At 38.2% G+C, this 24,471-nt stretch carries 19 protein-coding genes; 8 read left to right on the forward strand and 11 right to left on the reverse strand.

Annotated features, from left to right (window positions below):
- Positions 1–46 precede the first annotated feature (46 nt).
- Positions 47–1,957 carry a RecQ family ATP-dependent DNA helicase gene (locus tag IEX65_RS24090; RefSeq protein ID WP_188770218.1) on the reverse strand — a complete coding sequence of 637 codons (1,911 nt, stop codon included), beginning with the start codon at positions 1,955–1,957 and terminating at the stop codon, positions 47–49.
- Between the two features lie 258 nt (positions 1,958–2,215).
- Between IEX65_RS24090 and IEX65_RS24095 the strand changes: the two genes are divergently transcribed.
- Both IEX65_RS24095 and IEX65_RS24100 read left to right on the forward strand, forming a co-directional pair.
- Positions 2,216–4,927: a T9SS type A sorting domain-containing protein gene (locus tag IEX65_RS24095; RefSeq protein WP_188770220.1), complete on the forward strand. Its 2,712-nt coding sequence runs from the start codon at positions 2,216–2,218 to the stop codon at positions 4,925–4,927.
- A 104-nt stretch (positions 4,928–5,031) separates the two neighbouring features.
- Entirely contained in the window at positions 5,032–6,336 is a 1,305-nt protein-coding gene (locus IEX65_RS24100; protein WP_188770222.1) for a D-alanyl-D-alanine carboxypeptidase/D-alanyl-D-alanine-endopeptidase, read from the forward strand.
- A gap of 46 nt (positions 6,337–6,382) precedes the next feature.
- On the opposite strand, the gene IEX65_RS24105 is transcribed toward IEX65_RS24100, so the two are convergent.
- Together IEX65_RS24105 and uvrA are read right to left on the reverse strand one after the other, a co-directional pair.
- Positions 6,383–7,372 (reverse strand): sterol desaturase family protein, encoded by a 990-nt coding sequence (locus IEX65_RS24105; protein WP_188770223.1) that lies wholly within the window; start codon positions 7,370–7,372, stop codon positions 6,383–6,385.
- Positions 7,373–7,609: 237 nt separating this feature from the next.
- Positions 7,610–10,495 (reverse strand): excinuclease ABC subunit UvrA, encoded by a 2,886-nt coding sequence (uvrA, locus tag IEX65_RS24110; RefSeq protein WP_229250867.1) that lies wholly within the window; start codon positions 10,493–10,495, stop codon positions 7,610–7,612.
- Between the two features lie 182 nt (positions 10,496–10,677).
- On the opposite strand from uvrA, the gene IEX65_RS24115 reads away from it, so the two are divergent.
- A complete protein-coding gene (locus tag IEX65_RS24115; RefSeq protein WP_188770228.1) occupies positions 10,678–12,111 on the forward strand; it encodes a gluzincin family metallopeptidase in 1,434 nt (477 codons plus the stop codon).
- A gap of 73 nt (positions 12,112–12,184) precedes the next feature.
- On the forward strand, positions 12,185–12,487 hold the full coding sequence (locus IEX65_RS24120) for a protealysin inhibitor emfourin (protein ID WP_188770230.1): 303 nt from the start codon (positions 12,185–12,187) through the stop codon (positions 12,485–12,487).
- Between the two features lie 86 nt (positions 12,488–12,573).
- Here the strand turns inward: IEX65_RS24120 and dxs are convergent, their stop codons facing one another.
- A complete protein-coding gene (gene dxs, locus IEX65_RS24125) occupies positions 12,574–14,505 on the reverse strand; it encodes a 1-deoxy-D-xylulose-5-phosphate synthase (protein WP_188770232.1) in 1,932 nt (643 codons plus the stop codon).
- A gap of 309 nt (positions 14,506–14,814) precedes the next feature.
- On the opposite strand from dxs, the gene IEX65_RS24130 reads away from it, so the two are divergent.
- Both IEX65_RS24130 and IEX65_RS24135 read left to right on the forward strand, forming a co-directional pair.
- A complete protein-coding gene (locus tag IEX65_RS24130) occupies positions 14,815–15,048 on the forward strand; it encodes a DUF433 domain-containing protein (RefSeq protein WP_188770234.1) in 234 nt (77 codons plus the stop codon).
- Positions 15,045–15,377 (forward strand): DUF5615 family PIN-like protein, encoded by a 333-nt coding sequence (locus tag IEX65_RS24135; RefSeq protein ID WP_188770236.1) that lies wholly within the window; start codon positions 15,045–15,047, stop codon positions 15,375–15,377. Before IEX65_RS24130 ends, IEX65_RS24135 begins: the two co-directional genes overlap by 4 nt.
- On the opposite strand, the gene IEX65_RS24140 is transcribed toward IEX65_RS24135, so the two are convergent.
- The 3 genes from IEX65_RS24140 to mutL are packed head-to-tail and all read right to left on the reverse strand — an operon-like array spanning position 15,374 to position 18,894.
- Positions 15,374–16,282 (reverse strand): rhomboid family protein, encoded by a 909-nt coding sequence (locus tag IEX65_RS24140; protein WP_188770238.1) that lies wholly within the window; start codon positions 16,280–16,282, stop codon positions 15,374–15,376. The genes IEX65_RS24135 and IEX65_RS24140 overlap by 4 nt on opposite strands.
- 2 nt (positions 16,283–16,284) lie before the next feature.
- Positions 16,285–16,923: a rhomboid family intramembrane serine protease gene (locus IEX65_RS24145; RefSeq protein ID WP_188770240.1), complete on the reverse strand. Its 639-nt coding sequence runs from the start codon at positions 16,921–16,923 to the stop codon at positions 16,285–16,287.
- Positions 16,924–16,965: 42 nt separating this feature from the next.
- Complete coding sequence (mutL, locus tag IEX65_RS24150) at positions 16,966–18,894, reverse strand: DNA mismatch repair endonuclease MutL (protein WP_188770242.1); 1,929 nt, start codon at positions 18,892–18,894, stop codon at positions 16,966–16,968.
- Between the two features lie 291 nt (positions 18,895–19,185).
- On the opposite strand from mutL, the gene IEX65_RS24155 reads away from it, so the two are divergent.
- Positions 19,186–19,710, forward strand: a complete 525-nt coding sequence (locus tag IEX65_RS24155; RefSeq protein WP_188770244.1) for a DUF2911 domain-containing protein — start codon at positions 19,186–19,188, stop codon at positions 19,708–19,710.
- A gap of 203 nt (positions 19,711–19,913) precedes the next feature.
- Here IEX65_RS24155 and IEX65_RS24160 read toward each other — a convergent pair whose 3' ends face one another.
- From IEX65_RS24160 to IEX65_RS24175, 4 genes are all read right to left on the reverse strand, one after another.
- Positions 19,914–20,411 carry a GNAT family N-acetyltransferase gene (locus IEX65_RS24160; RefSeq protein ID WP_188770247.1) on the reverse strand — a complete coding sequence of 166 codons (498 nt, stop codon included), beginning with the start codon at positions 20,409–20,411 and terminating at the stop codon, positions 19,914–19,916.
- Between the two features lie 11 nt (positions 20,412–20,422).
- Complete coding sequence (locus tag IEX65_RS24165) at positions 20,423–20,845, reverse strand: barstar family protein (RefSeq protein WP_188770249.1); 423 nt, start codon at positions 20,843–20,845, stop codon at positions 20,423–20,425.
- Positions 20,846–20,908: 63 nt separating this feature from the next.
- The gene (locus tag IEX65_RS24170; RefSeq protein ID WP_229250869.1) at positions 20,909–21,367 is read right to left on the reverse strand and encodes a guanyl-specific ribonuclease; all 459 of its coding nucleotides are present in this window, start codon (positions 21,365–21,367) and stop codon (positions 20,909–20,911) included.
- A 37-nt stretch (positions 21,368–21,404) separates the two neighbouring features.
- Entirely contained in the window at positions 21,405–21,701 is a 297-nt protein-coding gene (locus tag IEX65_RS24175) for a muconolactone Delta-isomerase family protein (protein WP_188770251.1), read from the reverse strand.
- A gap of 395 nt (positions 21,702–22,096) precedes the next feature.
- On the opposite strand from IEX65_RS24175, the gene IEX65_RS24180 reads away from it, so the two are divergent.
- Positions 22,097–24,334, forward strand: coding sequence for a TonB-dependent receptor (locus tag IEX65_RS24180; RefSeq protein ID WP_188770253.1), 2,238 nt, complete (start codon positions 22,097–22,099; stop codon positions 24,332–24,334).
- Positions 24,335–24,471: the final 137 nt, after the last annotated feature.

Genomic DNA, 24,471 nt, shown 5'->3' on the forward strand with positions numbered 1-24,471 from the left:
TCGCTTTTGTTTTAAATTTTGTTTTATAAAGGCGAACTTGAAGCGGTCATCGCATGATTCGCTCCACAATTCCCAATTCACTAAATTTTATTTCTTCGTTTTCTATCATCTTTCTAATTACTTCCTTTACAAAGTCTTTATTATTAAAAAACTGATAATCAACTATTTGATTGGCAGGTGCTGGAATTATCTCTAAGATTTTTTGTCTATACTTTGTATAAATCTCTATCGGAATCGGTTCATCTCGCTTTTTTTGTTTCAAGCAATTATCGCAAATTCCGCAGGTGATGTTCGTAAACTCATTGAAATATTCCTGCAAAAACTGCTGACGACATCGGCGACTTTCATCGGCAAATTGCACAACGGCTGCTACTTTTTCTAATGCTTTTTTCTTGCGTCGTTGCATTTCTACAACGTTGATTGTCAGATATTTAACGTCTTGACGAGCCGTAAGAAATGTCAGTTGTGGAATACTTTTTTGTTTTTGGTAAGTCAAGATTCCCACTTGTTGGAGGTAATCAAGCATTTTCTCGATTTCGCCCGCACTGCCAAAGAAATATTTACCAATCGTAGCTTCCGAAATACTGACGTAGCTCGTAAATAAATCACCGCCGTAAATTCGGAGTAGAGTCTTAATAAACTTATCGTAACTCGGTGTTTTTATCTGAAACTTATATAATTCGTGATTATCGACTTTAAAGGAAATCTTCGACGGACTGTAATACGCATCGCTTAGCTGAATCAGACCTTCGTCTTCGAGTACTTTCAGTTCGTTGTGCGTATCGTGAGCTGTGAGGCCAAAATTGTTGATAAACTCTTGAAAATCAAAGTCGTAACTCTCAAAATTCTCTCCGCCAACTGCCAAGTTTTTATAATTGGCGAGTGCTTGATAAACCCTTTTGAGGTTTTCGATGGGTGGATATTTCTGCTCGGTTTGCTTAAAAATATCTTCCAAATCACCTTTCGTGTAAAGTAAAACTGCGTATGCTTTCTTGCCATCTCGCCCCGCACGGCCAGCTTCTTGATAATAGGCTTCGAGGGTTTCGGGTAAATCAAGATGCACCACTACTCTTACATCGGGCTTGTCGATACCCATTCCGAAAGCATTGGTAGCCACAATTACCCGAATTTGATTATTTATCCATGCTTCTTGTTTCTTGAATCTTTCGGGAGTTGACAAACCAGCATGATAAAAATCCGAACTAATTCGGCTACGATTCAACCAATCCGAAATTTCTTTCGTGCGTCGGCGACTACGCACATACACAATGGCAGTTCCTTGTACTTTTTGTAGAATATCAAACAGTTTTTTCTCCTTACTTTCTTCACAAAATATCGAATACGAAATATTGGGCCGTGCAAAACTCTGCTGAAAAATCTGTACGTTTTTGAGTTCGAGTTTGTCGATAATATCTTGTTGGGCTTCTTTGGTGGCAGTTGCCGTAAGTGCAATCGTAGGAGCATTACCCGTAAATTTTCTAAATTCGGGAATTTTCAGATAAGGCGGACGAAAATCATAACCCCATTGCGAAATACAGTGAGCTTCGTCAATTACAAGCAAGCAAACCTTCATCATTTTGGTGCGTACTTGCATGATTTCAGTCAGCAGGCGTTCGGGCGAAACGTAGAGAAACTTAAAATCTCCGTAAACAAAATTATCAAGCGTGTAATCAATTTCGTTGCGGTGCATTCCCGAATAAATGGCTGCGGCTTTTATTCCTCGGCGTTTGAGTTGCTCAACTTGGTCTTTCATCAGAGCCACCAGAGGCGTAATGACGATGCAAACGCCCTCCATGGCCATGGCTGGCACTTGAAAACAAATAGATTTTCCTCCACCAGTTGGCATTAAGGCAAGCGTATCTTTTTGTGCCAAAACTGAGTTGATTATATCTTCTTGTAATGGTCGAAAAGCATCATATTGCCAAAATTCTTTTAATATTTCTAATGGGGTCTGCATCGCAAAGAATAAAAACTTCGTCTTTAGCTACAAAGATAGGAGCGTGAATCGGAGAAATGGATAAGTGTCAATAATTTTGTTTGATTCATTGGGCTACAAAAACATTGGTTTTATCTTTATTTACAGATATTCATTCAACAAAAGTATTAGTTTTTTCGTTAGATTTGATAACTTGTGAAATAATTGATGAGCAACCCTATTGCCACAAATTACGTATATTTTTTAAATCCTGACAAACAGACGATTAATTTAAGAATTATGAGAAAAATTTACCTTTCTGGCCTATTACTTCTGGTGGTAATGTCAGTTTTTGCCCAAAAAATGGCCAAACCACGCCATGAAGACATAACCCCATCGAACCCCGATAAAATTGAATTTATGAAGGGAAAGATGATTGTGTGTCCGGGAAACTTTGAAGATGCCAATACTTATGTGCCTATGGCGAAAGAAGTAGAAGAAGCTCTGAAAGGCCAGAAAGCCCGTGGTACGGCAGCTAAAGCAACTTTTATTGTTACGTACAATGGTTTTTCTCCTGCGGCACAAAAATCATTTCAAGCAGCTGTTGATATTTGGGCAAACTTAATTAGCTCGCCAGTGCCAATTCGTATTACTGCCACTTGGCGTGCCATTGATAGCGGTAATAGTGGAAATACAATCTTAGGTCAAGCCTCACCCGCTGACTTTACTCGTAATTTTCCTGGGCAAATCAAAGCAGGTACTTGGTATCCAATGGCTTTGGCTGAGAAATTGGCGGGCCAAGAACTAAATTCGGTTAACGACCCCGATATTACGGCTGAGTTTAATAGTTCAGCACCGTGGTATTTAGGTGTAGCTGCTCCAGGTGCCAATCAATTTGATTTTACGTCCGTTGTTTTGCACGAATTATGTCATGGATTGGGTTTTACTTCTTCGCTTCGTGTACCTGTTAGTTCGACAGGCGTAGTAGGGAATACAGGTTCGTGGGGTTTTGGTACAAGTTCTCCGTTTGCTTATGACCACTTTGTTGAGAATGGAAGTACACAACAATTGATTAGTACAGCCAATTTTGCAAACCCATCGGTTCAGTTAAAAGACCAAATGGTTAGTGACAACTTATTTTTCAATAGTCCTACTGCAACAGCAGCAAATAAAGATGTAAAAGCTAAAATTTATGCTCCTAATAATTATCAAGGAGGCTCAAGTATTTCGCACGTAAACGATGCAACTTATCCTTCTGGAAACGAAAATTCATTGATGACATCGGCGGCGAGTTTGCGTGAAGTAATCAGAGACCCCGGCCCAATCGTGAAAGGTATTTTTGCCGATATGGGTTGGAAAAGTACATCATTGATACACACAAGAGTAAAAAATATCGAAAACTCGGTTAGTAAAGTAACCATCAAGGCTACCATTACGAGCGATACGACATTGGTAGCAGGAAGTGCAAAGGTGTTTTATACCGAAAATGATACCCTTATGACCAATGCTAAGCCTATCAATATGGTTCGAGTTGGTACAACAAACGAATATACTGCTGATATTCCAGTTACGAAGGCTGCTGCCATCATTCGTTATTATTTGACGGTTGATGATAATTTTAAACGTAAGAATACATCTCCGGCTGAGGCCCCAACTAAAGGGTACTACGGCTTCAGTGTAGGTACAGCCGATACTTCACCCCCTTTCGTAACAACAAACCCACCAACGGTAGTACCAACAACGGGTCTTCCAGATATTTTTGCTAACATCGAAGATAACTTTGAGCATGGTATTGATACGGTTTATGTCGAATATAAGCTTAATGGTGTTGACCAAAAACCTTTTGGTATAAAAAAATACAACGCTGCTACTGATGATAAATCTTATTCACAAGGCCGTAATGATGTATTTGCTTATTTAGCCAAAACACCTTTTGGTACACTAAAACAAAATGACCGTGTGCTTTATAGGATTGTAGCGATTGATAAGTCAAAAAATAAAAATAAGACTATCTTACCTGCATATTTGAATACGCCAGGAACAAACGTAACACCAACGCCTGATTACTTTGAGTTTATAGTGAGTGATTTAAAAACCCAAACGCCAGTTCGAGTTTATACAAACAACTTCGATGCAGCCAGTGATGATTTTGCTGCAATAGGTGGATGGGGAGTTGCCACACCAACTGGCTTTACAAATGGTGCTTTACACTCGGCTCACCCATACAAAAACGGTGGAAACGAAGATTTACAATCAAATACGATTGCATTGTTGCGTTATCCTATCGAAGTAAAACAAGATTTAGACTCGGCAACAATTACTTTTGATGAAGTAGCTTTGGTAGAGCCAGGCGAAACTGGCTCAGTATTTGGCGACTCGGATTTTTATGATTATGTTGTTGTTGAAGGCTCTTATGATGGTGGTCTTTCTTGGATTCCTTTTGAAGATGGTTATGATGCTTCGAGAGATGCCAACTGGACAAAAGCATTCAATAGTAGTGGAGCAAATGGTACATTCATTGGTTCTGATGGAAAATCATATCAAACTTCAGATTCAAAAGGCACAGCTACTTCGGCTTTGTATAAGAGTCATACAATCAAGATGTTATCAAGTGGAGATTTTCTTGGCGGTGATGTAATTTTGATTCGTTTCAGATTATTTGCCGATGAACTTACTTACGGCTGGGGTTGGGTAATTGATAACCTAAAAGTACAAGTGCCGCCGCCACCACCAATTTTGGCTACTGAACAAACATCTGAGAGAGTATTGACGCTTTCGCCAAATCCAAGTCCAGACGAGATTTTGATTTCGACAAGTTTACAAAAACCAGGGCCAGTAAAAATGGAAGTTATTAGCTCTAAAGGCGTAAAAGTAATGGACAGAGAGTTTTTGGCAGATGTAAGTACTTTCAACCAAAAAATTGATTTAAGAGACCTTACTACGGGTACGTACATAGTAAGACTACATACCGAAAGCGGAATCGTTGTGAAACGTTTTGTGGTGAATAAATAATAAAACCAATATATTTTAACCGTAGAAGTTCTAAATTTGAGCTTCTACGGTTTTTGTTTTTATAATTTTCTGTAAATTGTGGCATACAAATCAAAGTAAAAATTATGCGTAAAATTTTATTTATATCTTTAGTAGCATTCGTTGGGCTTTCGTGTAAAACAACTCAAAATATATCAAGTAAATCGCCTTATGCAAAAATGCTCGACACCTCAAGTGTTTTGTCGCAAAGCATGACAGGCATGGCTTTATATGATTTGAGCGAACAGAAAATGATTTTTGAGCGGAACTCTAATCGCTATTTTACACCAGCATCAAATACTAAATTATTCACTTTTTATGCCTGCCTAAAGACACTCGGCGATTCGATTCCTGCACTTCGCTACGAAATCAAAAGCGATTCTTTAATTTTTTGGGGAACTGGCGACCCAACTTTCTTCCACCCAGACCTTACAAGTACCAAAACCTTCGATTTCTTGAAATCATATAAGCGTAGTAAGAGATTCTATTTTTCAGATGGAAATTTTACTAACCCATACTTCGGAGCAGGTTGGGCTTGGGATGATTACAGCAGTTATTACACCGTAGAAATGTCACCATTACCGATGTACGGAAACATTGTAAGAACTAAAATCGAAAACGGCGAAGCAAAACCTCAACCAAGTATTTTTGATAATAGTTTTTATAAGAAAGACACGGGTACTGAAATAGAAAGAACGGCAGCAGATAATCAGTTTCTTCTACCAAAATCACTTTTGACAAAATCAGGTTATCAACAAGATATTCCTTATAAAACTTCAACAGGCTTAACACAGCAATTGCTCATTGATACGCTTCGTAGAAATGTGAATTTATTGAAAATACCAGTTACAGCGACTGCAAAAACGCTTTATAGTATGCCCACAGAGCCTGTGTATCGCTTGATGATGCAAGAAAGTGATAACATGTTGGCTGAGCAGTTATTGTTGCTTTGTGGCACTACTTTGAAAGACTCTATCAATTCTTCTTTTGCCATCAAATCAATCAAAGAAAAGCATTTGCAAGACCTTCCCGATGCTCCTAAATGGGTAGATGGTTCGGGGCTTTCACGGTATAATTTATTTACGCCCCGTTCTATTATCAAATTATTGGAGAAAATCCATGCCGAACTTCCGCAAGAAAAACTATTTTCGATTATGGCTAATGGCGGAAAGAGCGGAACTGTAAGAAATATGTTTAAAACTGAAAGCGAACCATTTGTTTTTGCAAAATCTGGCTCACTGAGTGGAGTTTATAACCTAAGTGGATATTTAATTACGAAGAAGGGTAAAACAATACTTTTCAGCTTAATGAACAATAACTTTACGAAGCCGACAAGTCAAGTAAGAAAAGAAGTAGAAAAGATTTTGCTGGAGGTAAGAAATAGAGAGTAAAATTTATATAGCTTCGTATCGGCCGATACGAAGCTATATAACTACTTTATTTTTTCAATTCATTCAATGCTTGATTTCGTAATGTTTTAGCGGTTTCATATTTACCCGTGTGGCTCCAACCTGGGGGCATAAAAATATATGCAATTTTGTTTTTTAATCCCGGTGCTGCAATAACATCATGCCACAGACTTACAATCTCTCCAAAATAGACATCAACAAAATTATTTGAGTCCATTGGGCGAGTGATACCATAATCAACAGGAATTTCTTCTTCTTCTTCCTGATAAGTTCTAAAAACAATATCCCAAACGTTGATAATAGAACAAAAATTAGTATCCATATAAAGATGATTTCGTCCGTGGTGTACTCGATGGTGTGAAGGTGTCAGAATGAATTTTTCTAAGAAACCCAGTCTGGCATTTTTCATTGTACTTTCACTTACATGTACGAACGCTCCCCATATACTATCGAAAATCATGATTGCAAAAAGCATGAGCGGTTGTACGCCCAGAACCATGCAAAACATGGCTGCAAAGAACTCAGTATAAAGATTTTCTACAAAAAAAGTAGTGAGTGTTACTGACGAATTGAGGTCTTCGGGCGAGTGATGTACCGAATGGAAACACCACAATAAACGCACTTTATGAGTAAGATAATGGCGGATAAAATTGTTAAGTTCATAGACCAAATAACCATAAATAAACCAATACCAAGTAAGTGTCGTATGAATAATAGCATATTTTTGGAATATCCCGATTGTTAGGACAAGCACCGAGATACCAATTAACCTACTCATGATTCTGTTAGTCAGAATGATGAGAAATGTTATTTTATAAACAGATGCTCTAAATCGGTACTGCATTAATAACCATAAAAACTCAAAAACGATAATAAAGGGTGTTATTGGCGATATAAATGTCAAGAACCCCTCAAAAGTTAGTAAAGCTCTGTAATTTCCAGAGCGAATAATGTCTATTAAGCCATTTATTCGGAGAAAAGTAGTTAGCTCATTAAGAAAGTCGGTAATTATGTTCATTTGGGTAATTATTTTAGTATAATAGGATTACTTGATTTTAATGTTCTTTCATTTTGTCTAAGTCTTACTTACGTATTGACGCTTTTTTTTGCTAAATAGTTGGATGGACTTAGGCCCTCGAAAGAAAATAAAATGATAAGACTTCTACTACACTTGTTATAAGTATTTTATAATAGTTTGGTAATGAAAATATTAAGTAAAATTATAAATGGTTGCTTTTTCAATAAATGATTCTTGTCATAATTCATCTTTCAAGAAAAAACCAGTATAGCTACCTTTTACTTTTGCCACTTGTTCAGGTGTCCCTTCACCCACTATTGTCCCGCCTTTGCTACCGCCTTCTGGACCAATATCAATTACGTGGTCGGCTACTTTTATCACATCCAAATTATGCTCAATAATCAGTACTGTATTACCCTTATCGGCCAACTTTTGAAGCACTTCAAGTAGTTTCTGAATGTCTTTAAAATGAAGTCCAGTTGTTGGCTCATCTAAAATATAAATGGTTTTACCTGTGTCTTTCTTAGATAATTCTTCCGATAATTTTACTCGTTGAGCTTCTCCTCCCGAAAGAGTTGTGGCGTGTTGTCCGAGTGTGATATACCCCAAACCAACTTCATTTAGAATCTGAACTTTTCGATTGATTTTCGGAATATTCTCAAAAAACTCAACGGCTTGCTCAACGGTCATATCCAGTACATCAGCAATGGATTTCCCTTTATAACGTACCTCCAAAGTTTCACGATTGAATCGTTTTCCTTTACACGTTTCGCAGGCTACGTGTACATCGGGCAAAAACTCCATCTCGATTTTTTTCATACCCGCACCTTCGCAGTCTTCGCATCGTCCACCTTTTACATTGAACGAAAAACGCCCAGGTTTATAGCCTCTGATTTTAGCTTCGGGAAGTTCGGCAAAAAGCGTACGAATCTCCGAAAACATTCCTGTATAAGTTGCAGGATTACTGCGTGGCGTACGCCCGATTGGACTTTGGTCAACCTCAATTACTTTATCGAGATGTTCCAGTCCTTCGATAGCTTTATGGGCTAAAGGTTCTCTTTTTGAGTTATAAAAATGCTTATTCAGCACAGGAAAAAGAGTTTCGTGAATCAAAGAAGATTTTCCGCTACCACTAACACCAGTAATACAAATCATTTTTCCCAAAGGCAGTTTCAGGGTGACATTCTTCAAGTTATGCCCCGTTGCTCCTTTGATTATCAAGTATTTACCATTGCCTTTACGTCGTTCTTGCGGTACTTCAATGCTGATTCGTCCACTCAAATAATCAGAAGTTGTACTTCGGTTTTTGATAAATTCTTGTGGCGTTCCTCGCCCAACGATGTTTCCACCGTGTCGGCCAGCCCCTGGGCCAATATCTAAAATATAATCCGATTCGAGCATCATGTCTTTGTCGTGTTCAACAACCAAAACAGTATTACCCAAATCTCGTAAATCTTTTAATGCTTGAATCAACTTTACGTTGTCTCGCTGGTGCAAGCCAATGCTTGGCTCATCCATAATATACAAAACACCCACCAACTGCGTACCGATTTGAGTTGCCAAACGAATCCGTTGTGATTCTCCACCCGAAAGTGTACGAAGCGGACGGTTGAGTGTCAGATAATCTAAACCAATACCCATCAAAAATCCAATTCTTTTTCTGATTTCCTTCAAAATCTCTTTGGCAATTATATTTTGACGGTCAGACAAACGGTTTTCCAAATCAGTAAACCACTCTTCCAACTCTCTGATGTCCATTTCGGCCAAATCGGCAATGTTTTTCTGTGCGATTTTGAAATTTAGCGATTCTTTTTTCAATCGCTGCCCTTCACAATCTGGACAAGTTTTGATAACCAAAAAGTCACGTACCCAGTCTTGAATCTTATCATTATCAGAATCTTGCTGACGCTTCAAGAAAGTAATTACGCCCTCAAAAGTCGTATTCCATTCTGTGCCTGGGTATTTTTTTGAAGGAACTGGCAACGGCGTTTCACTTCCATAAAGAATCGTTTTTAAAGCATCTTCAGGAATCTTTTCAATGGGAGTAGCAATATTCGACTTGTAGGCTTTCAAAATTACCTCAATTTGCTTGAAAATCCATAAATCACGGTATTCACCCAGTGGAGCAATTCCTCCACGAGTGATGCTCAAACTACGGTCAGGAATAATTGATTCTTCGGTAATTTCTTCGATTGTACCCAGTCCATTACAAGTCGGACAAGCACCGTAAGGCGAGTTGAACGAAAAACTATTCGGTGAAGGGTCTTCGTAAGAAATGCCAGACTCGGGGTCAGTGAGATTTTGTGAGAAATATTGTGTTTGGTTTTTGCTATCCAAAAGCATCATTGAGCCTTTCCCTTGTTTCAACGCCGTACCGACTGATTGACTTAAACGATAACGGTCTTCCGTTTTCGGGATAACTCTATCAACGACAATCTCAATATCGTGTATCTTATAGCGGTCGAGTTGCATTTTTGGATTAATATCCAGCACTTCACCATCGACACGCACTTTATTATAGCCCAATTTGGCAATTTGTACAAAAAGCTCACGGTAATGCCCTTTACGTCCTTTTACGATAGGAGCAAGTAAAGTAACTTTTTGATTTTCAAACTGTTGTAGAATCTGGTCAATGATTTGGTCTTGCGTTTGCTTAACCATTTTATTGCCAGTTATATAGCTAAAAGCTTCGCCCGCACGAGCAAAAAACAAACGAAGGAAATCGTAGATTTCGGTAGTTGTACCAACCGTTGAGCGAGGATTTTTAGAGGTAGTTTTTTGTTCAATAGAAATTACGGGCGAAAGACCATTGATTTTATCAACGTCAGGACGCTCCATATTGCCAATAAAACTACGAGCATACGCCGAAAAACTCTCCATGTAGCGGCGTTGACCTTCGGCATAAATTGTATCAAAAGCCAAAGATGATTTCCCACTTCCCGAAATACCAGTAATAACCACCAGTTTGTTTCGTGGAATACTCACATCAATGTTTTTGAGGTTGTGTTCTCTTGCACCCAAGACTTCGATTTGGTCGTAGCCAGTTAGGTCAATATCGTTCAGTTTTTTATTGCTCACTATTTTTTTGCTCGGTTTTTTCTTACAAAGATAACGAAAAAACATTGGTGGTGGTTCAGAAAAATTATCTATAAATAGCAGACTGAATATGTTGACTAAGAATATAGAGATAAGTTAATTATAACGAAGAGTACCTTTAAATCAAATTGAGAACCGATAAATAAAATACTGGATGATACTAAAAATAAATATTTAAAATTTGAAAGCTCATTCAAATGAATAGGTGTTTGCCGAAAAACCTTTTAAGAGTAGGCATAATAATAATTTTATCGACAGTCATGAATAGTTTGATGCAAAAAGGTGAGGAAGAAAGTCTTCCAGTTGCTTTCGTCCCAACACCAACACAACAGTATCGACAACACCGTAAGGTGAACAAAGTAACTAAATCTGCGGGATTGCCAATCCCAATTCCTGTTCCGTTTCCACGTCTTAATGGGCATCGAGTTTTAATTTGGAAACAAGACCCGTCTGTTACGGAGATAGGTATTCGTAAAGTATTTATGCCAAATTTAATCTCTTCAGGCCCTCGTAATTCACGCATTACCAGTCAAGGATTACCTCCCGTATCTGCTAATGCGTTTGGTGATTTTATCCAGACACCAGGGACTGACCAGTTTGATGCAGTACATACTTTTTCTATTGTGCAAATGACTTTAAAAATGGTTCAAAGAGCTTTGTCATCCACTGGTAACCCTATTCCTTGGCAATGGAATTCCGCCGTTAACACAGAACCATTACAAGTGTTTGCTCATGGTTTACCTGATACTATGAATGCCTTTTATTCGAGAGGGCAAAAAGCCTTAAAGTTTGGTGATTTTATCAAGCCAGGGTCAAATCCACCACAAAGGATTTTTACTTGTCGTTCTCTTGATATCGTAGCTCATGAAACAGGTCATGCGATTTTAGATGGTTTGAAACCAAACTGGATTACTTCTCCTAACCCTCAAGCTGGAGGTCTCCATGAATCTTTTGGTGATTTAATGGCCATTTTTCTAACTTTATCGCAATTAGACCAAGTTGAAGCTATTATAGCCCAAACGAAAGCAAATCTACATGATAAAACTTTTCTTGCAGATATGGCCGAAGAGTTTGGGTTGGCATTAGGACGTCCGAATGGCTTGAGAAATGCGGATAATGACTTGAAAATGAGTGAGGTAACCAACGAAGTTCATGCTATTTCACAGGTTTTTACAGGAGCTATTTATGATATTTTAGCCGATATTTTTGCATCAGAACGTAATACTGCAAAAAAAGATGATGCTCAGGTTCTTTTGGAAGTGGGACAGTATTTATTAAGTGTTGTGTTGAGAGCTATTTTGGCTTCACCAAATGTAAATCCAACTTATGCCAATTTGGCCATAAAAATGAAAGATATTGTAGTCGCTGATGGTAAGCCAGTACACTATAAGAATGCAGTTGTAAATAGATTCACGGTCAGAGAAATTGTAGTACCTGCTTTAGGCGTAGATGGTTCTGAAATATTATCAGAAGGTTTTACATTTGCTGATAATGTAGAGGGTAATTTTCACACCTGCTGTGGTTGTATGCAGCTCGAAGAATATAGAGCTAATCATGAAAATGATGAAGAGGCAAAAGAGTTGGCTAAATGGTTAAAAAAACATGCCTCCGACGAAAAAAATGTAAAAAATAAAGGCGAATAACTGAAAAAGGTAATACTGAAGCTAATTTTAATTAAATTGGCCTCAGTATTATTTTCTTTTAATAAATATAACAATGGAAATAACAGTTATAGTAAATGGAGGTATAGCTGGTTTTGTTAATGATATATTGGCAAAGGTTGATTCTCGTAATCTTATTAACTCACAAAGAAAAGAAATAGAGGGTTTATTGGAAAAAAGTAATTTTTTCAAACTCCCAGAGTTGATTCCGAAAGCAGATATATATGCAGATTCATTACAGTATCAAATTGTCGTGAAAGAACAAAATCGATCGAAAAATGTAGTATTTTATGATGAACAAAGTCCAAAAACAAAGCATCTACATCAACTAAAGGATAAAATTATTGCATTGAAATAGAAATATTAGAGTAAAATGTGAGGACTGTCATCATATAAATAGCATTACTTTAAGTTAATGCTATTTATATGATTTATTAGTTAATCTTATATCAAAACAGCACTTGCCGCCAATTCACGTACGGCATTAGCAATACCCGCGTGGTCGAAACCACATTCACGTTGAAGTTCGATTTGCTCGCCGTGTTCTACAATGCGGTCAGGAATACCCAAACGTTTTACTTTGGCATTATAGCCATTATCAATCATAAATTCTAATACGGCACTTCCCATACCACCTTGTAGGCAGCCATCTTCTACGGTTATCACTCTGTCGAATTTTTGGAAAACTTCGTGAAGCATTGCCTCATCGAGTGGTTTTACAAATCTTAAATCATAGTGAGCAGGATTTAAGCCTTCTTTTTCAAGCATTTCGCAGGCTTTTACTGCATAATTACCGATATGTCCGATTGTTAAAATAGCTACTTCTTCACCATCTTTGATTTTACGTCCTTTTCCGATTTCAAGTTTTTGGAATGGACGTTTCCAGTCTGGCATCACACCCTCACCTCTTGGATAACGAATCGTGAAGGCTGTTTTTAGTTTTTGAGTTTCTTCCAATTGGAAAGTGTACATCAAATTACGCAATTCTTCTTCGTTCATTGGCGAAGCCACCACCATGTGCGGAATACAACGCATATACGCAATGTCGTACGCTCCGTGATGCGTAGGGCCATCAGCACCCGCAAAACCCGCACGGTCGAGGCAGAAAATGACAGGAAGTTGCTGCAAACACACATCGTGAATCACTTGGTCGTAGGCACGCTGCATGAAGCTTGAGTAAATATTGCAATAAACTACCAAGTCACGAGTAGCCATACCAGCCGAAAACGTAACGGCGTGTTGCTCGGCAATACCCACATCAAATGCACGGTCGGGCATGGCTTTCATCATAATATTCAACGACGAACCCGACGGCATCGCAGGCGTTACACCTACGATTTTATCATTCTTTTCGGCCAATTCTACAATCGTATTGCCAAATACATCTTGGTATTTTGGCGGCATTGGCTTATCGTAAACTTTCTTCTGAATTACGCCCGTTACTTTATCAAAAAGTCCAGGAGCATGCCATTTAGTTTGTTCTTTTTCGGCAGGAGCGTAGCCTTTTCCTTTCACTGTTAGGCAGTGAAGAATTTTTGGGCCTGGAATATTCTTTAAATCTTCTAAAACACTTACCAAATGGTCAATGTCGTGGCCATCAATCGGGCCGAAATAACGTAGATTTAATGCCTCAAAGAAATTACTTTGGCTCAACAAAGCACCTTTCATGGCATTTTCAATTTTGGCTACAATCTTTCTGGCACTCGTGCCGAAAGTACTCATTTTGCCGAGTAATTGCCAAACATCATCTTTTACGTTATTGTATGTTTTTGAGGTTGTAATATCGGTCAAATACTCTTTCAATGCACCCACATTTGGGTCGATGGCCATGCAGTTATCGTTCAGGATAATCAACACGTTGGCATCTTTCAATGCCCCTGCGTGGTTCATTCCTTCAAAAGCCATACCCGCCGTCATCGAGCCATCGCCGATGATAGCAATGTGCTGGCGTTGTTTTTCGCCATTATGGTTAGAACCAACTGCCATTCCGACTGCCGCCGAAATAGAAGTAGAAGAGTGACCTACGCCAAAAGCATCGTATTCACTTTCTTTTCTTTTCGGAAAACCAGAGATACCTCCATAAACACGGTTAGTGTGGAAATTCTCACGTCTTCCTGTTAAGATTTTGTGTCCATAAGCTTGGTGGCCTACATCCCAAACGAGCTGGTCGTCGGGCGTATTAAAAACATAGTGCAAAGCAACAGTAAGTTCGACTACACCTAAGCTTGAGCTAAAGTGTCCACCATAGACAGAAACCATGTCGATGATATATTGGCGGAGTTCGTCGGCTACTTGTGGAAGTTTCGTACGGTCAACGTTTCGTAAATCTGCGGGAATGTTGATGTTTTTTAGTATTTCACCTGGCGTTATGAGCATATCTTTTGACCAATTAAGGTTAGATTGTCTTTCTAAAACTTAGTACAGCTAAAATTGTTCGATTTCGGAAGGAAAATTTACGTACAGAATAAAAACCCTTCTTTAATCTTCAAATTATTTAGACTTTGAAGTGTAAATGAGATTACAAATGTACGGAAAATTTAGAAATTTTAATCTTTCTTTTGACTTGCTCGGTAGAGTTTTTGTTTTTCTTCTTTAGTGAGGCTTTCGTTGGGTTTTTGAAAACAACAAATAGGTAATTGTCATTTCAAATGATTTTTCTATTTTTGTAAGAAAGGCTCTCAAAGTATGCAAAATTGGAAAGAACATATTAGTATCAATCCTGAAATTAGATTCGGGAAACCTTGTATTGTAGGTACTCGTATTACTGTCGATGACATATTGGGATGGTTAGCAAGTGATATGAGTTTTGATGAAATTATCGAGGATTTTCCGACTCTAACCCGTGAAAATATTTTAGCATCATTGGCTTTTGCAGCACATAGGGGAGAAAATACGAAGGTATTAATTAGTGCAGCATGAAATTACTATTTGATGAAAACATATCTTATCGAGTTGCAAAGAAATTAGAGCCTGTTACAGAGTGCCTGCACGTTAGTCGTTCGGGTTTAAAAATGCCTGCTAAAGACGCTCAGATTTGGAATTTTGCGAAGAAGAATAATTATATAATTGTGACCTTCGATGAAGATTTTGAAGACATGTCGAATTTATATGGTTTTCCTCCAAAAGTAATTTTGTTGAGATTTGGAAACTCGTCAACTCAAGAATTAGTAGAAAAACTCACATTTAAACTACCAGAGATAAAGCAGTTTTATGATTCAGAAGTCTATGGCCTTTTAGAAATGTTTTAATCTTTCTTTTGGCTTGCTCGGTAGAGTTTTTGTTTTTCTTCTTTTGTGAGGCTTTCGTAGCCCGATTTGCCTATTTTATCCAAAATAGCATCGACCTCATCTTGGTCAGGGAAGTAATTGGGGTCAAGTTTGGTACTATTGCCACTTTTATTGGCAACCGTTGACTCGCTATATTTTCTTTGAGGGATTCTTACTTGGGGTTTTGGCTTCCACAAATTACTCCACCAATCGCTTACAGCTTCTATTGGGCTACCTAAATCTGTTCCTCGACGCAACAAATAAATGTAGGAATAACCAGCGATTGCCCCACCTAAATGCGAGATTCCGCTACTTGGAACTATAAAAGATATTAGCAAGAAAGCCCAAGCGAGATATTTGATTTTGATAAGTATGATACCAAATAGATAAAACTCATATTCGGGAAGTAAGGCAACTGCCGCAAACATCACCGCATAAACCGCTGCTGAAGCCCCCAAAACAGTTGGACTAATATTGTTGAGTTGCGGAGATAAAGCTAATAAGTTATATACTGCTATGTAAATCAAACCGCTGATGATACCACCGATGAGGTAAATATTCAATAATTTTCTGCTTCCGATAAATTCTTGTACCAGATTTCCGAACCAAAATAACGAAAGCATATTGAAGAGCAAATGGAAAAAGCCATAGTGCGTAAAGCAGTAGGTAAGGAGTGTCCAAGGCTTGCTAACAAACTGTTTGATTGGAGCAATTAATTCAAAATTATCAGTGATGATTTTGTTGATAACCCCACCATTTGGAGAGAACGAAAAGATAAAGCCAACCAAAATTAAAGCCACAAAAACTCCTGCATTGATGAGCATGAGTTGCACCAATGTGTTTCCTTTCTTAAATGGACTCTTTATGTCGTCAATGAAACTTGCCACTATTAATAGAATCTATCTTTCTTTTTGTTCCAATAATTAATCAATAATATACCAAAAATTAAGCCACCGATGTGGGCAAAATGTGCAACCCCTGGCATGATATTATAAATGCCCGAGAAAATCTCGAAAAGTGCATATAAAGATACTAAATATTTTGCTTTTACGGGTATTGGAAGCGGAAAAATTATCATTTCGGTATTTGGGAATAATCTGGCAAAAGCCCCCAACATACCAAAAATTGCTCCCGAAGCCCCCACCATCGGAATACTCATCATCATTGTGTACTCTGGCGAATCGACAGGGAATTGAGATATCTCGTAGAGATTGATTACTCCATGAAGCAAACAAGCTCCTACACCCGAAACAATGTATAATATTAAGAAACGCTTACTACCCAAGAAATGTTCGAGCATTGGCCCAAACATAAATAAACCGAACATATTACTGAATATGTGTCCTGTACCTCCGTGCAGAAACATATACGTAAAAATCTGAATAGGGTTGAAAAGCCCCATTTCGTGTAGCGAAAAGTTATGATAGCCAAAAATTGTGGCTAAATCTATTCTTAGGAAACTCTGTACTAAATAAACAGCAATATTTGCTATCAATAAGTTACGAACAACGGGTGTAACTTGATACATATCGTAATGTTGGTTAAAATAGCTTTTTCGTCAAACTCAGAGTTATTGTTTGCGGTTCAATAACTCTGCTAATTGGTCTAACGACAAAATAGTCATAATTGGTTCACCATTAGGTGTATAGCTCGGTACGGCCGTCTCGAAAAGTTGATGAATCAACAAGTTTATTTCAATCTTCGAGAGTTCACCCATGTATTTTGATGACGAACGCTTCGAAAACGAACGAGCCACATTTTCTAATCTATCTAATTGTAAATCGGTCTGATTGGTTTTGTATTGTTGTACTAAACCCTCAAAAATCTCTTTTTCGTTTTCTTCTTGTACTTCGGGCGGAACACCATTGATTTTGATGGTATGTTGCCCAAATTCTTCAAACGAAAAGCCCAAAGCTTTTATTTCGTCTTGGATTTCCATGACCAACTGATAATCGGCGGGCTGTAAATCTAAGGTTTTCGGAAAAAGGAGTTGTTGAGTAAACGATTTTTTGTTCTTTAAATTGTTGTAATATTTCTCGTATAAAATTCGCTCGTAGGCCGCTCGTTGGTCAATGAGCATCATGCCACTTTTGGCTTGGGCCACAATGAAACGATTTTGTATCTGAATCGCCGTAATTTCTTGGATTTCGGCAATTCTACGACTTTCGTCCGATATATCATTGGCCTTACTGCCCATTGTCATTGGCTCAGGCTCAAAGTCGAGATTGGCTTGGTTGTTAGGTTTGAAACCTTCCAAACCATCAAAAAGTTTTCGCCAATTTTCGGTATTCGATTGCGTGAAGTTGCGTTGGGCAGCATCTCGGCTATCTCGATAAGCATCGTCACGTTGAGGTTGGTATGTGCCTTGTTGCGACGAAGGTCGAGCATTTTCAAAATCAGATAAACCCGAAAACGACGGACTGATTGGGTTTGGCGAATCGGTAAAACGATTGGTATTTGTAAGATTTCCGAAATTTATATCCGACTCAAAATCTATCGTAGGTGTGAGGTTATAAACTCCAATGGCTCTTCTGACAGCCGAGCGGATAATGGCATAAACGGCTCTTTCGTCGTCGAATTTTATCTCGGTTTTGGTTGGATGAATGTTTATGTCAACGTGCGATGGGTCGATTTCTATAAACAAAACATAAAACGGACTGCTGCCTTCGGGAATCGTTGCATCAAAGGCACTCAACACGGCGTGGTGAAGATAATTGTGCTTAATAAAACGCTTATTGACAAAGAAAAACTGTTCGCCACGACCTTTTTTTGCCGATTCTGGCTTGCCAACGTAGCCCGAAATATTTACAAATGGCGTTTCTTCTTCGCAGCTTGCCAGTTGTTCACGGTAGGCTTTTCCGAAAATATCAATAATTCTTCGGCTGAGTTTTCCTGCAGGAAGGTTATAAACTTCAACGTCGTTATGATAAAGTGTGAAAGCTACTTCAGGATGAGCCAACGAAACTCGTTGGAACTCGTCAAGAATATGTTTCATCTCGACTGGATTCGACTTCAAGAAGTTTCGTCGAGCAGGAACATTGAAAAATAAATTTTTTACTTGGAAATTCGTTCCTTTCGGGCAAGAAACCGATTCTTGACTTTTTAGCTCAGAGCCTTCGATGCGAATCATTGTGCCAACTTCATCAACCATTCGTCGGCTACGAAGTTCTACCTGAGCAATGGCTGCAATCGAAGCCAACGCTTCGCCACGAAAGCCCATTGTCAAAATCGAAAAGAGGTCATCAGCCGTACGGATTTTTGAGGTGGCGTGTCGCTCGAAACTCATGCGAGCGTCAGTGGCCGACATCCCCATACCGTCGTCAATCACCTGAATGAGGGTTCGCCCCGCATCTTTCACAATTAATTGTATGTTATTGGCACGGGCATCAATCGAATTTTCCAAAAGTTCTTTCACCACCGACGCTGGTCGCTGCACAACTTCCCCTGCCGCAATCTGATTGGCTATCGAGTCTGGTAGTAAATGAATAATATCGAGCATCTGTAAAATCCTTATAACAAATTCAAAGTTGACAAGGCTCTGTCAACACAATAATATAAACACTTGAAAATTGAAAACTGTTCGTTTAATGCAAATTTGTCGCTTTTCGAGGGGAAATCATTGGATATTCTGATTTTTTTTTGATAAAAGTTAGAAACACTGCTTTGTTTGTAGTTTAAGACCAAGAATCGAGGATGCTGTAGTCAAACAACAAAGTATTATGTCGTGTATTTTTTGAACTATTCTAATACTATACGTTGTTTCGATATAGAAATTAAACTCCTCTAAAAAATGAACAAAATCGTAAAAATTATTTTGATTGTAGCAGCCGTTTTGGTGGTTGCATTCTTTGGTTTGAAAACTTTTACAAAAAGTAAAAGTCCGGCCGAAACTGCCAAATTCGACCAAAATGGGCTGACTGTACAAGTGGATTATTGCCGACCTTATAAGAAAGGACGTGAGATTTTCGGGAAACTATTGCCGTATGGTCAAGTTTGGCGTACTGGAGCAAACGAGGCAACTATTTTTGATGTAAAACAAGACATTAAAGTAGGCGATAAAACTCTGAAAGCAGGAAAATATACACTTTGGACAATTCCGAATGCTGATAAATGGACGGTGATTATGAATGAAGAAACGGGTCAGTGGGGAACAAATTACGATGAGAAACGTGATGTTTTGAGGGTTGATGTGCCAGTTGGAAAAGCTGCCGAAACACTCGAACAATTTAAGATAGATTTTGCAGCAGCCGAAGGCGGTGCAGATATGATTTTACGTTGGGATAATACAGAGGTTAAAGTTCCGATTAGGTTGTAAATAAGATAATAATATTGGATGAACAAAGAAACTTTCATTGCCGTTTGCTTTAGCTGACGGATAGCTGTAAAAACAGAACAAATATGACTTTAGTCTAATCATATTCTTTAGACTAAAGTCATATTTGTTTAATCATTTAAGTACCGTCAGCTAAAGCAGACGGCAATGAATACTATATTTTTGTAAGATTTTGAGCTTTTTTATTATCTCAATCTTACAAAAATATGTTCATCATAAAGTTTTCCTTCCTTGAAAAGCGATTGTTTTAAAATGGCTTCTTTATGGAAACCTGCTTTTTCCAGTACTCGCATGGAGGCGAGGTTATATTCAAAAACGCCAGCGTAAATTCGATGAATATCGTAGTTTTTGAAGGCATAATCAACAATTTCGGAGATAGCAGATGAGATGATACCTTTGCCCCAATGTGCTTCGCCAAGCCAATAACCGATTTCGGCATTTTTGCGGTAAATATCATCTTTAAGCAAAATACCAATGCCGCCAACTGCTTCATTCTCAACCACAATAGCAAATGTTTCGGGCGAATTTTGAGCAATTCTCACCCAACCGTGAGCGTCGTCGGAGGTATAAGGATGCGGGAAAATATCTTTCAGATTTCGCCAAATATTGTAGTTATTGGCATGTTTCGTGAGCGATTCTTCATCACCCGATTGCCATTGGCGTAGTATGTATGGTTGGAGCATAGGCGAATATTTTATTTTACCTCATAACTAATCTCTTGGCTATCAAGTAACTTGGTGATGCGTTCGCTTGGCGAAAAAGCTACGATTAATTCCTTTTTACTGATTTCATCGTCTTCGTCAATCCATTTCCAATCTTCGCAAGTTGCATCGAGCAAATCAAGCAATGTCGGCAATTTATCGGGGTTGCGTTCTTTTTCTACGAATGAATCTGAATTTGTGATGTAAATCGCAATTTTTGTCTGCTCTAACCACGATAAATCATTGAGCATTTCATCGAAAGAGTCGAGGTTAAACCCAAAGTATTCGGGAAAGCTAAGAGCTTTGGCTACTTCTTCGTAAAAACCTCTCAGTGTATGAGCCTTTTGGCCATCTATCTGGGCGATATGATAGCCGCTGAGTGTTTCTACATTGTTGGTTATAAGGAAATTAGGCATAAAATTAATGAATGAATGAGTGCATGAACGAATGAATGATTTCCGAAAATTAGAAAATTGCAATCATTTTGTTTCAATTTCAATAAATGTCTTATAGTGATTTTTGGTGTAATAGGCTCGGCCATCCGAGCCAGTTACGAGCCGTTCTGCACCTCGATTTCGGCCTTGCTTTTTGGGGTTTACATCCCACTCTTGGTAATTGATTCTTTGACCATTATCATCTTTTTGAGGTAGTTGTTTTTCGTAGTTGCCAAATTTACGTCCACCTACATAACCATCGGGAGCTTCGCCATTTTCTTTGATGTACTTCAGCACTTCATAGACTTTCTGAGGAACTTTACCTTGCTTATTCGATTGATAATCAGGTGTTTTTTTGTCTTTTCGACTCTCTTTATGTTCGGGCAGCTGCGTTGTTGGCTCGGCGGCTTTGTATGACTCCTGTTTATTGGTTTGTCGGCAGCCCAAAAATATTTGACTAATTAAGCCAACAACTAAAAGCGTATTTTTAAAAAACGTATTCACAATAGTAGTTCTTGCTCCCCTTTAGGAGATGGGGTTTTTAATTCAAAGAAAAAGCGGGGACTTTCATCACCACGGCATTATTAAACATGAGTTCGGTGATGGTTGGTTGCATGTATTCGATGAGTGGAAACTCTCCGATGATTCTCATTACTTCCAATTCATCGTCGGCATTGACTACACACCAAAGACGGTCACGGTCCATCGAAAGGGCGTAAGATTGTATCTTTCCGTCTTCCAAAAGCTGATTTACTTTCATTCTTTGGGCAGGAATTTTTATAATTAATTTTTCTGGAAATGGGTTTGGCAATTCAAACTCGACCATAAATTGGCTCATATATTTTTAGTGGGTTTGTTGTTTAATACAATTAATAGAAATGTAAAGTGTTTATAGTCACAAACTTGTGAGAAAGTAAACTTTCTTTTGTAATAAATTTCTACACTAATATAAACAAGTTTTCTAAAAAAACGTTTACTTTGCAGAACTTATCTCAAAAGGGGTGCCTTAATATAACGGGCTGAGATTATACCCATTGAACCTGTACACGGATAATGCCGCCGCAGGGAAAGAGAGTACTTTTAGGAAAGTCATGACTTCCGAGAATGTACTCAAATTTATTCAATTTAAAATTTTGTCAAATCAAAACAGCAAGCTTGCGGTTTATTCGTGTGTTTGATGCTGTTTCGACAGGATTTTGCTCCTTTCTCCTGTTGTTAAAACTTTCAAAAACAATGAAAAAATTAACAACATTTCGTTTATCAGTTACTGGTTATTTGTTATTAGTTATTGGTTATCGCTTGTTTTCATCTTCTCGAAAACAATTAAGTTTTATTGCCATTTTCTCACTGCTTACTGTTTACTGTTCTCTAATAACTGCCAACGCTCAAGATTCTACTTCGATTCGACAGCTCAATGAGGTGGTGGTAAGTGCCACTCGTGCCAATCAGAAAACTGGTATGGCGTTTACGAATGTTTATCAAAAAGACATTAAAAAAGTGAATTTAGGCCAAGATATGCCGTTTTTGCTTAATCAGTTACCTTCGGTGGTTGTGAGTTCGGATGCTGGTGCGGGCGTGGGATATACTGGTATTCGTATTCGTGGTACTGACCCGACTCGTATCAACGTAACACTCAATGGCGTGCCTTATAATGATTCGGAGTCGCAAGGAACATATTGGGTAAATATGCCCGATTTTGCTTCGTCGGCACAAAGTATTCAGGTGCAGCGTGGAGTAGGAACTTCGACCAATGGTGCAGGTGCTTTTGGTGCAAGTATCAATATCAATACTTTAGGCTACGAACAAGATGCTTATGGCGAAACTAATTTTACGGTTGGTTCATTCAATACACTGAAAACCAATGTTTTGGCCAGTACAGGTTTATTGAATAATCACTTTGTAGTTGATGCTCGATTATCGAAACTGAGTTCTGATGGCTACATCGACCGAGCTTCTTCTGACCTAAAATCGTTTTATGTGTCGGCAGGGTATTATGGTAAAAATAATTTCATACGATTCAATGCTTTTTCGGGGAAAGAAAAAACATATCAGGCTTGGGAAGGTGTACCAGAAAGTTTATTGAAAACTGACCGAACCTTTAACCCATACACTTACGATAACCAAGTCGATGATTATCAACAAGACCATTATCAGTTGATTTCTTCGTTTAAATTAAATAATAACTGGACATTCAACCCGATACTTCATTATACCAAAGGAAGAGGTTTTTATGAGCAATTTAAGCCAGAAGATAAATATTCAAATTATGGTTTGCCAAATGTCGTGATAGGTACAACGACTCTCAAGAAAACTGATATTATTCGTCGTAAATGGCTTGATAATGATTTTTATGGAGCAACTTACTCATTTGATTATCAAAGTAATAAGAAGTTTTCGGCAAACATTGGCGGAGCTTGGAATAAATACGATGGCGACCATTTTGGCGAAATCATATGGGCTAAAAATGCTTCTACGGCTGATATGCGTTATCGTTGGTACGAAAGTAATGCTTTGAAAACAGATTTCAATATCTACACAAAGGGCTATTATCAAGTGTCAGAAGCCTTGAATTTCTTTGCCGATTTGCAGTACCGAACAGTGGCTTACGATATGAAAGGGACTGGTGATAAACGCCAAGATATTACACAAAAATCTGATTATAAGTTTTTTAATCCGAAGTTTGGTGTGAACTATCAGGTAAGTAAAACTACTTCGGTGTATGCGTCGTATGCAGTTGGAAACAAAGAGCCGAGCCGCCAAGATTTTGTGGATAATGCACCTAAAGCACCTTTGGCCGAAAACTTACAGGATTTAGAGGTTGGCTATCGTTTGGCAGGAGCAAAATTGAGTTTTGATGCGAATTTCTACTACATGAATTACAAAAACCAATTGGTACTTACTGGACAAGTAAATGGAGTAGGCGAGGCGATTAGGGTGAATGTTCCTAAAAGTTATCGTGCTGGTTTAGAATTATCAGCAACTGTTAAGTTAGCCGAAAAATGGAAATTGGCAGCGAATACTACTTTTAGTCAAAATAAGATTAAGAATTTTACAGAAACGGTTGTCAACTACGACGGTGATGCTGATAAAATTAATAAGTATGCTAAAACCGATATTTCGTTTTCGCCAAATCTAATCTGTGGTGGACAACTTATATACACACCTGCGAAAAACGTTGAATTAGCTTGGATGACAAAATACGTAAGCAAACAATTTATGGATAACACATCGGACGATAACCGTAGCCTTGATGCATTCTTTGTGAATGATATTAGAGCGAGTTATTCTATCAAACCAAAAATCGTTAAAGAATTGACTTTCAGTTTATTAGTCAATAATATTTTCAACCACTTGTACGAATCAAATGGCTATACTTACAGCTATATCTACGATAAACAAGTAACTACCGAAAACTTCTACTACCCACAAGCAGGTACAAACTTTTTGTTGGCCGTGAAAGTGAGATTATAAGAGTTATGAGATAATATTATTTAACGTCGGCATGGCTCAAAGCCATGCCGACGTTGTTTATATGAAATTTGTCTTGTCCTGAAATAGCGATACACAAAAAAAACATCGTTATGGAATTAAAGACAAATTATGTCAAG

The sequence above is a fragment of the Emticicia aquatilis genome, from assembly GCF_014644295.1.
Lineage (GTDB): Bacteria > Bacteroidota > Bacteroidia > Cytophagales > Spirosomataceae > Emticicia > Emticicia aquatilis.